Genomic DNA, 14,832 nt, shown 5'->3' on the forward strand with positions numbered 1-14,832 from the left:
CTCGGTTCAGCCTTTGCGGTGACGCGCCTGGAGGGTGCGTCCAAGGGCTTCGGGGCGGAGGAAGAGGATGCACAGCACGCCGCCGACGAGCAGGACGACACCGGTGATCGTGAAGGCTTGATGTACGCCTACGGCCATGTTGTTCGCCATCTCGGGGGTGAGGGACGTGCCCGAGGGCGGCGAGACGTACCCCGCGCGCGTCATCAGCCATCCGACGAGGGTGGGGGAGATGATTGCGCCGATCGACGCGACACCGCCCAGCGTGGCCATCATGATCGGACGCTGCCGTGCGCCGACCGCGAATGCCAGCGCTGAGGCGGTCATCGGGTAGGCGAGGCTGCAACCTGCGGCGATGCAGAGCAACGCGACGGCGGCGACACCGGAGGCCGCCTGGACCAGGATGAAGCACACACCGGCAACGAGTGCTGCGATACCGAAGGGGATCGCGATGGACCGATGCGCGTTGTATCCCCGCTGCATCAGTCGGTGACCGAGGAATCCGAGGAAGAGAAGCACGAGCGCTCCCAGGATCCAGGGAATCGTGGTGACCGTCCCGACCTGGGGCAACGAAAGTCCGACCACGGTCCCCAGGTACTGGGGCAGCCAGGTGGTCACGAACCCCTGCACCCAGAAGTTCGAACCTCCGCCGATGACCGCCGCGAGGAAAGTCAAGCTCGCGAATGCCCGCCAGAGCGAGACGGCCGGTTGTTTGTCGACATCATCCGTGGCGATTTCGTGAGCGGACTCGGCATCCGCCTCGGGGGCATCCTTGCCGGCGGAATCCTTCTTCCCGTGGCCCGCGTAGGGCCCGTCGCCGGCCAGGATCAACCAGGCGATCACCCAGACCAGACCGACGATACCGAGGACACCGAACGCCCAGCGCCATCCCCAAGCACCGATGACCCAGGCCAGGGCAGGTGCGGCGAGGACCGGACCGAGGGTCGAGCCCGCAGCGACAAGATTGGAGGGAAGCGCGCGACGTCGGGGTTCGAACCAGGAGTGGGCGGAGGTCAGTGACATCGCGGTGGCCGGGCCCTCGGCGCCGCCGAGAACGATGCGGGTGACCAGAAGGATCGCGGCGCCGCCACCGAGCAGCATGGGGAACTGCATCACGGCCCACACGACGCCCATCGTCAGGATGATCCACCGCACCGAGAACCGCGCTGCGAGAAATCCGGTAACGACCGAGACCACGGCGTAGAGGAAGAAGAACGCACTGCCGATGAAACCGAACTCGACGGCCGAGATTCCCAGGTCCGGGATCGCCTCTGACGCAACGAGTCCGAGTACAGCCTTGTCGGCGAACGCGACGATCTGAAAAAGAACGAGGAGTGCAGTGATCAACCAGGCCTTGCGGTTCATTCTGCCGAAGTCGATCTTCTTCGATGCCTTCGGATCGGAAGGATCGATGATCTTGTCCGGCGCCACGGTCGAAGCCATGAGAGGCCGCCTTTCTTGTGGGCTGGGAATGGGGCTGGAGTGAGCGGCGAGTGCTCCGTTGGTGATCGGAAGCCCAACGGTGTGGAAAACCTATGTCGCCTTGCGTCACTCGGGTAGGAGGGAAACCTTTACTGTCGGTACGTCCTTTTCCTGGGCAGAATGGGGAGGTCAGCGACTGCAGGAGGATGATGTGAACGCGCCCGTGGTTGACGTGTCCATCGAAGATCAGGTGAGGTCGGTCCGGACCGGTTCGACGACGGCGACGGAACTCGTGTCCCGAGCCAGAACGGCAATCGACGCTCAGGAACCCGTACTGCAGGCGTGGGTGCAATTGTCGAGCACTACTGCCGAGGACGTCGCGACGATCGATGCCGACCGCCGAGACCTGCCTTTGCGAGGGATTTCCGTCGGTGTGAAGGACCTGATCGACGTCGCCGGCATGCCGACCCGTGCGGGATCGCCGGTCACATCCGCCGCGGCAGCTGTCGCGGACGCGCCCTGCGTGGAACGATTGCGTTCGCTCGGCGCCGTCGTCCAAGGTAAGACCGTCACGACCGAGTTCGGTTACTTCCGTCCGGGTCCCACACGCAATCCTCATGCACCCGAGCACACGCCCGGAGGATCGTCGAGCGGGTCCGCCGCCGCGGTCGGTGCTGGCACCGTGCCGTTGGCGCTCGGTACCCAGACCGCGGGTTCTTTGACCCGACCGGCGTCCTATTGCGGCACGGCCGGACTGGTTCTCGCCCACGGCAGTACCGAGATGGCAGGAATTGTCGGCCTGAGCGACTCCCTCGATTCCCTGGGGCTGCTCACCCGCACCGTCGCCGATCTGCGTTACGTCCACGATGCGTTCCTCGGCTCAGCCGCCGCTGTTCAGTCCGGTCTTCCGGAATGTGCGTTCGTCTGGGGCGGAAGCTATCTCGGTTATCTCGACCCTCCGATGATCGCTCTGCTGGGCCGTCTTCCGTCTGTTCTGGCCGGACTGGGCCTGCATTCGGAAATGCTCGACTGGGACGACCACGTGCAGACTCTCGCCGAGGACCACGCGACGATCATGGCCTTCGAGGCCGCACGCACCCGAGCTCGTGAGTTCGAACGGCAGCGGGACGATCTGAGCCCGCAGATCCGAGATCTGCTGCAGCAGGGACAGACAATCTCGGTCTCCGACCACACGGCTGCGTTGATCCGACGGGATCGCTCGCGGGAGTTGTTGGGCGAGATACTCGACGGATCATCCCTCATCGTCGGTCCTGCCGCGACCGGACCTGCACCGAAGGGATTGTCGGCGACCGGTTCGCCGATCCTCAGCCGCCCGTGGCAGTTGCTGGGCCTACCCGTGGTGATTGTGCCCGGAGCGCGCACCACTGCGGGACTGCCGCTCGGAATACAGCTCGTCGGCCTGCCGGGCAGGGAGGATGACCTGTTCGAGGTCGGGGAGAGACTCGAAGCAATTCTCCGCGAAAGTCCCCCGCTGGACGAGTGATTCGAAGACCATGCCCCTGATGACGACTGGAGAATTCTCGATGCTGAAACCGCGCCCGGTCAATCACCATCGGATGTTCCTCACCTGCTACGAGGACACCTTCAACTACGGATGGCATCACGTCGACCTGTTCGTCCACGACGAGTACGGACGCGAGGTCAACTGGGTGCATTGGACCGTGGAGGCGGATGGACCGGAAGCGGCCGACGTATCGGTCCGTCGTGAAGAACCCCTGCTCCGCCGCACCACCGACTGGGAGCCGAAGACAAGCGCAGTCGGGGCTCCGTACTGGACTGCCGAAGCAGCGTGGGATGCGGACAGCTGACATGGCCGAGCATGTGACCGGCAACGATGCGCCGGCGTCCGAGGCCATCGTGTACGTCGTCGACGACGATCCAGCGTTGTGCGATTCCGTCGACTGGATTCTGGAGAGCATCGGCATCCGACCGGTCATCTGCCACAGTGCCGATGTCTTCCTCGATGTCTACGACGGCACGCATCCCGCTTGCATCGTGCTCGATGTGCGCATGCCGGGCATGAGCGGCACGAGGTTGCAGGAGCGGATCAACGAGTTCGCGCCGCATGTGGTGATCATCTTCGTTTCGGCGCACGGCGACATCAGGATGTCCGTCTCGACACTGCAGAAGGGCGCCATGGATTTCCTGGAGAAGCCGTACGATCCGCAACGGCTGCTCGACGCGGTCCAGTCCGGCGTCGAGCGCGCTCGGACGCGTTTCGCGGAGCATGCTGCACGCGTAGCGCTGCGGGAGAAACTCCAGGGGCTGACGCCGCGTGAGCGGCAGATCCTGGCCTTGGTCGTCGAAGGCCTGCCGAGCCAGAATATCGCCCGCAAGCTGGGGATGAGCGTGAAGACCGTCGATGTCCATCGGGCTCGGATCAAGAGCAAGACCGACTCCGACAGCATCGGCACCTTCGTTCGGGACCTCCTCCGCTACGGCGTAGAGGTCCCGAACGAAGCCTGACCACGGTCGATCAGTAGTAGTCGAGGACGAGTCGCTGCCCTCTCGTGCGCGACACGCACACTGCCATGACTTCCCCGGATTCCTTCTCGGCACGGGTGAGCACGTTGTCGCGGTGTTCGGGCGAACCCTCCAGGACCTGCATGATGCACGTTCCGCAGATGCCTTCCTGGCAGGAGGTGTCGACGTCGCAACCGTTGTCCTGGAGGACCTCGACGATGCTCTTATCGGCCGGAATCCGATAGGTCTCTCCGTCCAGCTCAACTTCGAATGCGGCGTTCGCCGACGCGTCGGGTTGCTCCGAGGCGTGGAAGTTCTCGAGGTGGATGGCGTCGGGGGAGACGTGCTCACGCGCGACCGCAACGACCTTGTCCATGAATCCGGCCGGTCCGCACGTATAGATGTGAGTGTGTGGAGGCAATTCGGCCAATTCGTCCTTCAGGACATGCTCCTGGGCCTCGCGCGTCACTCCGAAATGCTGATGTAGCTTGTCCGGGCAGCGATCGTTCAGCAGCGGCAGGAATGCCGCTTCGGATTCGGTGCGGGCGAAGTAGTGCAGTTCGAAGCTGATGCCGTGAACGTCCATGTAGCGGGCCATACTCAGCATCGGAGTGATGCCGATGCCGGCGGCGACGAGCACGTGGTGCTGTGCCTCTTCGGCGATGGCGATCAGGTTCCGAGGTGTGCTGATGCGGAGGGTGTCGCCCACAGAGAGTTCGTGCAGGGCAGCGGATCCACCGCGTGAGTTCGCCTCCTTCTTGACGGCGAAGACGAACGAGTCCGGTGCGTCCGGGGTGCTGCACAGCGAGTACTGACGTGTGATCGCTGTCGGGCCCTCGACGTCGATGTGTGCGCCAGGCAGGTACGGACCCAGCGGTGACCCGTCCGCCTTCACGAGCGTGATCGACTTGACGGTCGGTGTTTCCTGGGTGATGTCGGAGACGATGACGTCGATGAGTGTCATGTCAGGTTCTCCTCGTGTAGCGACGGGTGCGGGCCGATAGGGATGGAACGCTCAGCGCAGATACAGGCCGCCGTTGATGTCCCAGCAGGCACCGGTGACGAAGAAAGCGTCGTCGGAGATCAACAGCGCGACGGTGTCAGCGACGAACGATGCACTGCCGAGTCGCCCGACCGGAATACCGGCAACGATGCCGTCGAGTTTGTCGGCCGGAACCGTCTTGCGGACGACCGGCAGATCGTGTGGGCCCGGGGAGATCGCGTTGACCGTCACGCCTCGCGCGGCGAGTTCCCGCGCGAAGATCTTGGTGGCGGTCAGGATCGCACCCTTCGACGCCGCGTAGTGCCCGCCGGTGGCGGTGCCGCCGTTCTGGCCCGCGAGCGAAGCCATGTTGACGATGCGACCGAATCCCTTGTCGGCCATCGCCGCTCCGAACACCTGACAGCCGAAGAAGACGCTGTTGACGTTCGTGGTGAGCACGTCCGTGAACTCGTCTTCACCGAGTGTCATCAGGTCGGCCGCGCGGGTGACCGCGGCGTTGTTGACGACGATGGTGGGCGTGCCCCACAGGTCTTCACAGACTGCGAGGCCTTCCTCGAAGGCCGCCTTGCGGCCGACGTCCAACTTGATGCCGCGGGCTGTGGACCCGTCGGGGGACAGTTCCGCCGCGAGGGCGTCGACCGCGGCGGTGTCGAGGTCGGCGAGGAGCACCCGCCGGCCGTCGGTATGCAGTTTACGGGCGATGGCGGTGCCCATTCCGCCGGCGGCTCCGGTGACGACCGCGATACCCGGGGCATGAGGATTCATGGCGGCCTCTCAGAGCAGATAGCCGGACGCACTGACCGCGTCCTCACTGTCGATCAGACGGATCACCTTGAGCGCGATCCTGTCGTCGCCCTCGTCGTCGAACACGATCGTGTGCGTCAGATCCGCGCCGAGGGTCAAGAACTCGTTGCGTTTGAAGGCATTGACGATCTGCGCCGAGCGGAGGGTGACCGAGGTATCGGTGCGTTCCTGCACGGTGAAGCGGGAGATCACGCGGACGGTGCGTGCTGCGGCGACCGCGGACGGCGAGTAACCCTGGAGCATGCGTTGGACGCGCAGTCGGCGCATCCGTGCATCGTCGTAGACCATGTTGAGCGAGGACGCGAAGTCATCCGTGTCCGGGTCGATGGGGATCACGTAGATGCCATCATCGGTGTACATCTGCTCCCAGGACTTGTAGTCCTTCGCGTCGAGGGCCTCGGCCTCCTTCCACACCAGTTCTATGGCACGCAACACGCGGGGATCGGTCAGGCTCAGGTCAGTCATCGCTCATCAGCTTCTTCCACATTGCGTAGGCCTCGCGCATTCCTGTCTCGTCGGTGACATGTGAAGTGGGCCAACCTTCTTCGGTGAGGTATTCGCGCCCCTCGCCGCGGTTGACGAGGATGGGCATGTCGGGATTGCCGCCGGCACCGATCTGAACCCGGGTCCAACCCTCCGCATCGTCGGGGCTGCCGAAGCCGAACGGGCCCTGGAAGTGCTCGTGAATACGCAGACGCTCCCGGTTGACGGATTCAGGGCCGCCGTCCATGCCGATGGCCATGTGCCAGATCTCGGTCTCGTCGACGGAGATGGGAATCAAGACCCGGAAGAACGACGAGGACATCGCCACATTCGGAAAAGTGTTGAGGTTGAACCCGCAGCCGTGCATCGAGCGCATGTAGCGACGGATCCGCTCCGGACTCTCCCCGGCCTCGGTGAGTTCGTCGACGAGATGCTGGAAGCGTGGCTGGATCTCCTCGGTGCCGTCGTCAATATCGAGGTCGACGTGGGCAGCGGCCATGATCGCGACGCTGTGTCCGTTGCCGAGCGAATGTGTCTCGGCGGCCGGATCGTCCATGAACGACATCATGTCGGCGGTTTCCGCGTCGACGGAGGCCATCCATGACTTGTGCACCATCGGGAAGTGGTAGCCGTCCGTGGTGTTCTCCAGTTGGATCTTCCAGTTGCCCTTGAAGCGGAACTTGTGGACGCCGAGCACCTTGGTCGGCAGTCCGTTGCTCTGCTTGAAGAAGCGCTCCATCCAGAGCTTGGCGTCACCGAGGAAATCCTCGAGGGATTCGGCGTCCCGGTTGAAGGTTGCCCAGATCATGCCCAGGTAGCTCTCGGTGCGCAGCGTCTGGAGGGGGAAGTCCTTCTTGTCGATGACTCCCTCGTAGCCGTCCGGATAGGGGATACCGCGCAATCGACCGTCGAGAGCGTAGGACCAGTTGTGGTACGGGCACGTGAAGCCGTTGGCCTTGCCGCTGCGCTGGTCGCAGACGGTCGCGCCGCGGTGCCGGCAGCGGTTCAGGAGGGTGTTGAAGTTTCCCTTGCGGTCACGAGTGACGATCACCGGCTGATTCCCGACCTGAGTGGTCTTGAACGAACCGGGCTCAGGGATCTCGCTCTCGTGCGCGACCCACACCCACGTGCGGTAGAAGATCTTCTCCATCTCGACACGGAAGATCTCCGGGTCCGTGTAGAGCCGTCCGGCGACCCGATCGGTGCCGACGAGATCCCCGTAATTGTTCTGGATCGAATGTTCGATCGTCGTCATGTGTTTGCTTCCTTCGAACTCGTCACGTGCGGGTGTCCGCATCAGTGCAGATGACTCATCGCGTCGATGGGCAGGGGTGCCGCGAACATGCGCTGGGTGCGGAATCGGTGTATGCGGGCCGTGATGTCCGCCGAGCGGGTGATCTCGAAATCGATCTCGAGTCGGGCACACAGCAGTTCGGCCGTGCCGTCCGTGTACAGCGACAGTTGTTGCATGATCCATCGACCGTGAGCACTGTCGCGCTCGACCCGGATCCGTTCGCTGCCGAGCAGATGCGTGTTGCGAACGAAATGTTCGGCTGGTGGAAGATATCGAGAGACCAGAGCGACGATGTCCTCGCGCCCGTGAGCGATCCCGAACTTGTCTGTGTACTCCGATCCGATGCCTTCCCAAGTCGCATTGCCGGTGAACAGCGCGCCGATCTGTTCGGGATGCTCCAGGGAACCGGGGACGTCGCACAGGTCCATGTAGCGCATCAGGCATAGCCGGGCAGCGTCCTTGACTTCGAGCGCGGACAGTCGGTCCGACATGTCGGTCACGTCTACACGTCCACGTCGTCCCGAATGGTCAGCTCACGACCCATACGAGCTTCGATCTTGAAATACCTCCACAATGCAAACTCACCGATCATGGTGGTGCGCAACAGGTTGCACGCGTTCTTCACTGTCTCCTGGTCTTTGACGTCGGCGAGGACGTAGCACGTCCACGGCCACCCATCGGACGGTCCGACCATGTGGGCGTCGTCGTCGAAGGTGCCGATGACGTCGACGCCGTCCATGCGCTTGAGATCGGAGAGCATAGTGGAGATGCCGACCCAGACCGGGCCGATCTCCGCCTTGGGGAGATCGAAGAAGTTCTGGTTGTTGCCGATGCAGAACAAGGTGCGCAATGGTTCGGGCACGACAGGTGTCCTTTCGGTCGGGTGAGCCTTGCGGGCTCGCACGGTCGGAGAGGCGATCAGGGGAAGCTGGGGATATCGGCGTCGAGACCGAGCAGAATCGAACCGGCGGCCTCGAACGTGTTGGTCTGCAACATGGCGTGCTGGGCAGGAACGAGCGCATCCTGCAGATATCGCTGGAGAGGATGACTGTCGTAGATCGCGCCGGTGCCGGCGAGATCGAAGGCCGACAGCACCACGGTGCGACCGACATGCGCGGCATGTGTCGCTGCCAAGCGGAGCATCGCCCTGTGTTCGTCGGAGATCGGATCGCCCGCAAGCGCAAGACTCCACACTTCGTCGGTGACCTCGTAGAAGAATGCACGTGCCGACCGCAGATCGGCCTCAGCCCTGGCCAGACCGATCTTGTAGGCGGGACGGTTGCCCTTGGCGGCACCGCCGGTGATGCTGGAGCGCGCTGCACCGACCTCCTGCACGTAGTCGAGGGCACCGCGCGCTGCTCCGAGCGTGACCACCGCGAGCACCTGCGCGGCGTAGGGAAGCATCGGGTAGCGGGTGATCGGTTCGTCGACTTTCGGTGCGCCGCCGCGGACGAAGGTCATCTCTTCGGGCACGAAGAGTTGGTCAGCGCGTATCGAGTGCGAGCCGGTGGCTCCCATGCCCGCCACGTCCCAGTTCTCGACGATCTCGACGTCCGCTGGATTCACCAGCGCGGTGAGAGGCATGCCGTTGGTGTCCGGGCCGCCGGCGAGACCGATCCCGAGGATGTCGGCGCCTCGGCAGCCGCTCGCGAACTGCCACAGCCCGCTGCACAGATAGCCACCGTCGACCTTCTCGGCTTCCTGCATGGGGAACAAGCCGCCGGCGTAGGCGATGTCCGGGCCGTCAGCGTAAATCTTCGCCTGGGTCGCGACCGGGAGAGCGGAGAAGTACACCAGCGACGATCCGAAGCTGGCGACCCAGCCCGTGGCTGGATCGATCGCAGAGATCCGTTCGACGAGGTGCATGAAGGACGACGGCGCCATCGGTTCGCCACCGAACTGTGCCGGCGTGGATGCCCGGTACAGTCCGGCCTGTTTGAGCAATGCGATGTAGTCGGGGGGTACGAAGCGTTGCTGGTCGAACTCGTCGCGCCGGTCGCGGAGCACTTCGAGCGCGTGCTCGAACGCGCGATCCCGCGCCGGACCCGCCGGCGCTGCCTCGATCCGTTCGGTCGTGCTGGGGATGGTCATGCCGTCTCCGTTTCGGTACGTGTTCGCGCTGATGAACACGCTATGGACGAGCCGGTTACGGCGGTATCGGGACTTTCTCCCGAGGCCATAAAGTAATTCCCAATGGCGGTGACGACGTTGCGCGTCGGACGATGGACCGTCCTGCTCCCGGAGGTGTTGATCGATGTTCCCTACCCGACGTGACTTCCAGGCGATGGCGGAGCGAACGCAGACCGGCATCCTGATCCACGAGGCTGCGTCGAAGAACATCCTGTGGGCCAATCCCGCTGCGTGCCGGATGTTCGGTTTCACGCTCGAGGAGTTGCGGCCGCTCAAAGCGCACCACATGAGCAGTCAGGAACGTCAGTATCGCCGGGCGCTGGGAGTGGCGTGGCTGCAGTCCGCGGTCGTACATGGATCGAGTCGGCGGCAGTGGAAATATCGAACCAAGGACGGGATGGACTTCCTCACCGACGCCAACGCGTCCCTGGTGCAGTTCCAGGACGGTCCGGTGGTGATGGTCGAGTTCCGCAACATTTCCGATGAGGTGGAGATCCAGCAGGAACTCAGCTGGGTGTCGCAGTCGTTGCAGCGGATCATGACGCACACCTCGGCCGGCATCCTGGTGCTCGACGACGGCAACTGCATCGACGACATCTCACCACTCGCGGCGCGGTTGTTCGGCTCGACCACCGAACAGTTGATGGGGGCCCACCTCGAGGACCTGGGGCGATGCGATCCCTCGCTGGATTCCGAGCAGGTGGTGTCGAAGCTAGCGTCGGGCACCGGATCGGTGAAGATCCGGCAGAAGATCGAGAAGCCGGACGGCCGCGTCACCTGGCTCGCCGGTGAGCTCGAGGACGTGGTGCACGACGGCATGGTCTCGCGGGTGCTCGTGATCCGGGACGTGACCGACCGCGTCGAGTTGGAGCAGCGCCACGAATACCAGGTAGCGAACCTGCAGTATTTGAGCCGCTACAACGCGATGGGTGACATGGCGATGATCCTGGCCCATGAACTCGGGCAACCACTGGCGGCATCGTCGAACTACCTGCGTGGTCTCCAAACGCGCGTTGCTGGTGGCACTCTCGACCGCGATCAACTCTCCTACGGTCTGGACATGGCGGAGAAGCAGTTGAGCCGTGCTGCGGAGATCGTGGCGTCGGTCAAACGGTATGTGCGGCGCATCGAATCGACGTCGTCGGCCATCGATCTCAACGACGTGATGGAGGAGAGCCTGTATTTCGTTCGGTTGCGCGCGGCTGAACGGGGCGTGCGGGTGGTGGTCGATCGGACCGTCGAGAGCTTGCCTGTGCAGGGGGAGAGCGTGTTGATCGGTCAGGTCATCATCAATCTGTGCTTCAACGCGATCGACGAGATCGTCCTGCCCACAACGGAGGCGAAGGAATTGAGGGTCACGACCTGCCGTGATGGTGACTGGGCATGCATCCGGGTGGCCGACGAAGGCCGAGGCATGGAACGAGCCCCACGAAATCAACTCGTCTCAGGGGCGTTCTCCGCGAAGCAGGACGGCTCCGGGCTCGGCTTGATCGTGTCGGAGCACATCGTCGAGCGTCACGGCGGCGACATCGAGTTCTCTCCGAACGAGCCGCGGGGAACCGAGGTTCGTCTGCGGCTTCCGATCGTCGGTGGCACGCCATCGGTAGGTGTGTAGCGCCGTTCCTCGATCGCGACACCACCGGTTGCCGCGCGTCCTTCAGTCCAGACAGAACTCGTTGCCTTCGATGTCCTGCATGACGATGCAGGACTCGTCGACGCCGTCGGCGTGCAGAACCTTCACCTGCGCAGCGCCGAGCGCGACCAGCCGGTCGGATTCGGCTTGCAGAGCAGACAGGCGTTCGTCACCCTCCAAGCCTGTCCCGACGCGGACGTCGAGATGCACCCGGTTCTTCACTACCTTTTCTTCGGGTACTCGCTGGAAGTGCAGCCGTGGCCCGGTACCGGTCGGGTCGGCGCACACGAACGCGCGTCCCTGCGACTCTGTGGGCAGGCTTGCGTCGTAGTCGGTCCATGTCGCGAACCCGTCGGGCGGCGTGGGCACCTCGTAGCCGAGAACAGCGCACCAGAAGTGCGCGAGTCGCTCGGGTTCGGTGGAATCGAACGTGACCTGTACCTGCCTGACCGATGCCATGCGGGCCACCCTAGGGAGCAGTGCCGGACCGAGCAACCGCATTCTCGGACGCGATATCGCACTCGGTCGTCGAACCGAAGGTCGATGGCGGGCATCGATTCTCGCTACCACGGACGTGGACACCGACAGCTGACGGTCGTATCCGCAGTCTCAGTGCTCGTTCACGGGGTAGGCGAGGGTCTCGCGAGTCAGATGGAACAAGCCGGGCATCAGCAGCGCAACGACGATCACCACGACCACCTTGTCCATGGTCGGCAGGAGCGCGATCGCCAGACTCGGAGCTCCGACGCCCAGTCCGGCGACCGCAACATTGCGCCCTGTCTTCACCCGGGTACGCCCAGTTGCCGAGAGCAGACCTTCGGATCGGCGTACGACACTACGATGAGCCCGCTACACCACCGATGCGCCCCATCCGAACGCAGCCACGGCCACGATCGCTACCGCCCACAGCGGCGCTGTCACTTCGAATCCTCCACGTGTCGTCGGTTGGTAGAAGACCGCCCGCAGGCTGCGTAACCGTGCGTTCCATTACAGGCGCGCAACAGAGTTGCAACAGTCTTCTCCGATACTCGAGAAACGAACAGACACCCTGTTCGCCCGGGAGGATGCTGGATCATCCGAGTTACACGGCTGCACTCCATCTCGTTGCGCGATTCTCCACGACCCCGGGGGGTAGCTCATGAACACCGGCAGCTGCTCGCGCGACGTTCCACCTCGGCGTGACGCCGCCGTACGAACCGATCGCCTCAGGGAGACGGAATGGCAGTCGTAGAACCATCGAAGAGTTCGAGGACCCGCAAGCACCACGACGGCGCCGACTTCCACGCCGAGAAGAGCGAATACCTCGAAAAACGTTCACTTCGTAAAGGAACCGCAGGGTGGGTGCTCCTTGCGGGACTCGGTGTCAGTTATGTCATCTCCGGTGACTACGCCGGATGGAACAACGGACTCGCCGAAGGCGGATTCGGCGGTCTGCTCATCGCCGGCGTGGTCATCGCGGGCATGTATTTCGCGATGGTGCTCGGGATGGCGGAATTGTCGTCGGCCCTTCCGGCCGCAGGGGGCGGATACACCTTCGCCCGCCGCGCGCTCGGCCCCTGGGGCGGATTCGCCACCGGTACGGCCATTCTCATCGAGTATGCGATCGCACCGGCGGCCATCGCGACGTTCATCGGCAGCTATGTCGAATCGTTGAACATCTTCGGGATCACCGACGGATGGTGGATCTACCTCGCTGTCTACGCCATTTTCATCGGCATCCACCTCACCGGTGCGGGCGAAGCGCTCAAGGCGATGTTCGTCATCACCGCCATCGCACTTGCCGGACTCGTGATCTTCGCAGTCTCTGCGGTGGGACTGTTCGAGTCCGACAATCTCACGGACATCGCGCCGACCGATGCCGTCGGCGCCTCGGGCTTCCTGCCGTTCGGTTACTTCGGTATCTGGGCCGCGGTCCCGTTCGCGATCTGGTTCTTCCTGGCGATCGAGGGCGTTCCTCTCGCTGCGGAGGAAGCTCGTGAGCCGGAGAAGAACGTGCCGCGCGGCATCATCTCCAGCATGCTGGTGCTCTTGCTGACCGGAGCGACCGTGCTGTTCCTGGCGACCGGTGCGTTGGGCGCCGAGGGGTTGTCGACCTCGGGCAACCCGCTCGTCGAGGCGCTGGGTGACGGGACAGCGGCGAAGGTCGTCAACTACATCGGGCTCGCCGGGTTGATCGCCAGCTTCTTCTCCATCATGTACGCGTACTCGCGGCAGACTTTCGCGCTGTCCCGGGCCGGCTACCTGCCGACGAGCCTGTCGGTGACGAATTCCCGCAAGGCACCCATGCTCGCGTTGATCGTTCCTGGCGTGATCGGTTTCGTCCTGTCGCTGACCGGTGAGGGCGCGATGCTCCTCAACATGGCGGTCTTCGGTGCCGCCGTGAGTTATGTACTCATGATGGTCAGCCACATCGTGCTGCGCGTCCGCGAGCCCGGGATGCGGCGTCCGTACCGCACACCCGGTGGAATCGTCACGACATCGTTCGCGCTGGTGATCGCTGCGGCCGCTGTGGTGGCCACCTTCCTCGTCGATCCTGTTGCGGCTCTGTGGACGTTCGCCGCGTTCGCTGCATGCATGGCTTACTTCGGTCTCTACAGCCGCCACCACCTCGTCGCGAACTCCCCGGACGAGGAGTTCGCGGCCCTCGCGAAGGCGGAGGAAGAGCTGGGGTGACGACCTGCGGCCGATTGCGCGGCCGTCCGCTCACACCGCGCGGACCGAGGTGGGTTCGTAGAGCATGACGGAACCCGTCGGCGCTCCACGGCAGGTCAATCGGCACGGGGGAGTGCGGTGGGCCTGCAGTTCGACGTCGACACGCTCCGGGTGCGGTGCACGACCGGCGAGCCGGACCCGCCAGCGATCACCCTCGCGCACACTCTCGGCGATCACGTAACCGCTGCGCCCGGCCGGACCGAAGCGTCGGAGCGTGGCGGCGAGCGCGGCCTGCTGAGGCGGAGACATATCGGTGTAGCCGCGTAGATGGTGGTGGTGGATCCGGTCGAAGAAGTGTTCTTCGATCGTGAGGACGGACGATTCGGCGTCGAGACCGCCGTAGTAGACACCGTCGGGTACGACGACGACGTTGGCGGCGAACCGGTCTCCGCCTACGTGCGAGCATTCCCACACCTGGTCGGGCCAGCGCTCGGCCAGAGCGCGTGCGACCGGCCGCCCACGCACAGCGCAGCACGGATCGTGGTGACCGTGAGCGCAGACCAGGAGGACGGAGGGGCCACCGAGGTCGCCGGGTGTCTCGAGGGCGGTGACGATCTGTGTCAGATCCTCCTCGCGATCCCACGTTCCCCATTGCTGACGCACCGCGCCCGAGGTCTCGCGGCGGAGCACCGCCCAATGGTCGTGTCCTCCGCGGCGACGACGGCCCGGGCGCTTGACCAGCAGTATGCGTGCGCGAGCCGCCTGCGCGGCGGAGAACACGGCCGTCTTGGTCGCGGCGTCGAGATCGAGCCCCTCGAACCCGTTCACCGGCCATCTGCCCCGATATTCGACGAGGATCCAAGCGAATCCGCGTGGGGCCGTGCCGGCCATCGGGTCACCCCGCTGTCGGGCACTGTCTGCGCAGAAGAA

16 protein-coding genes are annotated in these 14,832 nt (G+C 64.2%); 5 read left to right on the forward strand and 11 right to left on the reverse strand.

What is annotated here, in order from left to right:
• Positions 1–6: 6 nt before the first annotated feature.
• Complete coding sequence (locus tag IM25_RS17615; RefSeq protein WP_006552101.1) at positions 7–1,440, reverse strand: MFS transporter; 1,434 nt, start codon at positions 1,438–1,440, stop codon at positions 7–9.
• A 190-nt stretch (positions 1,441–1,630) separates the two neighbouring features.
• On the opposite strand from IM25_RS17615, the gene IM25_RS17620 reads away from it, so the two are divergent.
• The 3 genes from IM25_RS17620 to IM25_RS17630 are packed head-to-tail and all read left to right on the forward strand — an operon-like array spanning position 1,631 to position 3,906.
• Positions 1,631–2,923 (forward strand): amidase, encoded by a 1,293-nt coding sequence (locus IM25_RS17620; protein WP_019289463.1) that lies wholly within the window; start codon positions 1,631–1,633, stop codon positions 2,921–2,923.
• Between the two features lie 40 nt (positions 2,924–2,963).
• Complete coding sequence (locus IM25_RS17625; RefSeq protein ID WP_033098222.1) at positions 2,964–3,248, forward strand: hypothetical protein; 285 nt, start codon at positions 2,964–2,966, stop codon at positions 3,246–3,248.
• A 1-nt stretch (position 3,249) separates the two neighbouring features.
• The gene (locus IM25_RS17630; RefSeq protein WP_033098186.1) at positions 3,250–3,906 is read left to right on the forward strand and encodes a response regulator transcription factor; all 657 of its coding nucleotides are present in this window, start codon (positions 3,250–3,252) and stop codon (positions 3,904–3,906) included.
• Between the two features lie 10 nt (positions 3,907–3,916).
• Here IM25_RS17630 and IM25_RS17635 read toward each other — a convergent pair whose 3' ends face one another.
• From IM25_RS17635 to IM25_RS17665, 7 genes are read right to left on the reverse strand one after another with little or no spacing between them, the layout of a single operon-like run.
• Positions 3,917–4,867, reverse strand: coding sequence for a PDR/VanB family oxidoreductase (locus tag IM25_RS17635; RefSeq protein ID WP_033098187.1), 951 nt, complete (start codon positions 4,865–4,867; stop codon positions 3,917–3,919).
• Positions 4,868–4,918: 51 nt separating this feature from the next.
• Positions 4,919–5,671, reverse strand: coding sequence for an SDR family NAD(P)-dependent oxidoreductase (locus tag IM25_RS17640; protein ID WP_006552106.1), 753 nt, complete (start codon positions 5,669–5,671; stop codon positions 4,919–4,921).
• Between the two features lie 9 nt (positions 5,672–5,680).
• A complete protein-coding gene (locus tag IM25_RS17645; RefSeq protein ID WP_006552107.1) occupies positions 5,681–6,175 on the reverse strand; it encodes an aromatic-ring-hydroxylating dioxygenase subunit beta in 495 nt (164 codons plus the stop codon).
• Positions 6,168–7,448 carry an aromatic ring-hydroxylating oxygenase subunit alpha gene (locus IM25_RS17650; RefSeq protein WP_033098223.1) on the reverse strand — a complete coding sequence of 427 codons (1,281 nt, stop codon included), beginning with the start codon at positions 7,446–7,448 and terminating at the stop codon, positions 6,168–6,170. Before IM25_RS17650 ends, IM25_RS17645 begins: the two co-directional genes overlap by 8 nt.
• A 41-nt stretch (positions 7,449–7,489) precedes the next feature.
• Positions 7,490–7,987: a nuclear transport factor 2 family protein gene (locus IM25_RS17655; protein ID WP_033098188.1), complete on the reverse strand. Its 498-nt coding sequence runs from the start codon at positions 7,985–7,987 to the stop codon at positions 7,490–7,492.
• A gap of 2 nt (positions 7,988–7,989) precedes the next feature.
• Positions 7,990–8,349 carry a hypothetical protein gene (locus IM25_RS17660; protein WP_033098189.1) on the reverse strand — a complete coding sequence of 120 codons (360 nt, stop codon included), beginning with the start codon at positions 8,347–8,349 and terminating at the stop codon, positions 7,990–7,992.
• A 56-nt stretch (positions 8,350–8,405) separates the two neighbouring features.
• Positions 8,406–9,578 carry an acyl-CoA dehydrogenase family protein gene (locus IM25_RS17665; protein ID WP_033098224.1) on the reverse strand — a complete coding sequence of 391 codons (1,173 nt, stop codon included), beginning with the start codon at positions 9,576–9,578 and terminating at the stop codon, positions 8,406–8,408.
• A gap of 163 nt (positions 9,579–9,741) precedes the next feature.
• Between IM25_RS17665 and IM25_RS17670 the strand changes: the two genes are divergently transcribed.
• Complete coding sequence (locus IM25_RS17670; RefSeq protein ID WP_198162505.1) at positions 9,742–11,232, forward strand: PAS domain S-box protein; 1,491 nt, start codon at positions 9,742–9,744, stop codon at positions 11,230–11,232.
• A gap of 42 nt (positions 11,233–11,274) precedes the next feature.
• Here the strand turns inward: IM25_RS17670 and IM25_RS17675 are convergent, their stop codons facing one another.
• Complete coding sequence (locus tag IM25_RS17675) at positions 11,275–11,709, reverse strand: VOC family protein (protein ID WP_019289470.1); 435 nt, start codon at positions 11,707–11,709, stop codon at positions 11,275–11,277.
• Between the two features lie 150 nt (positions 11,710–11,859).
• Positions 11,860–12,036 (reverse strand): hypothetical protein, encoded by a 177-nt coding sequence (locus tag IM25_RS26120; RefSeq protein ID WP_019289471.1) that lies wholly within the window; start codon positions 12,034–12,036, stop codon positions 11,860–11,862.
• A gap of 432 nt (positions 12,037–12,468) precedes the next feature.
• Between IM25_RS26120 and eat the strand changes: the two genes are divergently transcribed.
• Positions 12,469–13,923, forward strand: a complete 1,455-nt coding sequence (gene eat, locus IM25_RS17680) for an ethanolamine permease (RefSeq protein WP_006552114.1) — start codon at positions 12,469–12,471, stop codon at positions 13,921–13,923.
• A gap of 30 nt (positions 13,924–13,953) precedes the next feature.
• On the opposite strand, the gene IM25_RS17685 is transcribed toward eat, so the two are convergent.
• The gene (locus IM25_RS17685; RefSeq protein WP_052040129.1) at positions 13,954–14,793 is read right to left on the reverse strand and encodes a sucrase ferredoxin; all 840 of its coding nucleotides are present in this window, start codon (positions 14,791–14,793) and stop codon (positions 13,954–13,956) included.
• Positions 14,794–14,832 lie beyond the last annotated feature (39 nt).

The organism is Rhodococcus sp. p52 (assembly GCF_000763325.2).
GTDB lineage: Bacteria > Actinomycetota > Actinomycetes > Mycobacteriales > Mycobacteriaceae > Rhodococcus > Rhodococcus pyridinivorans.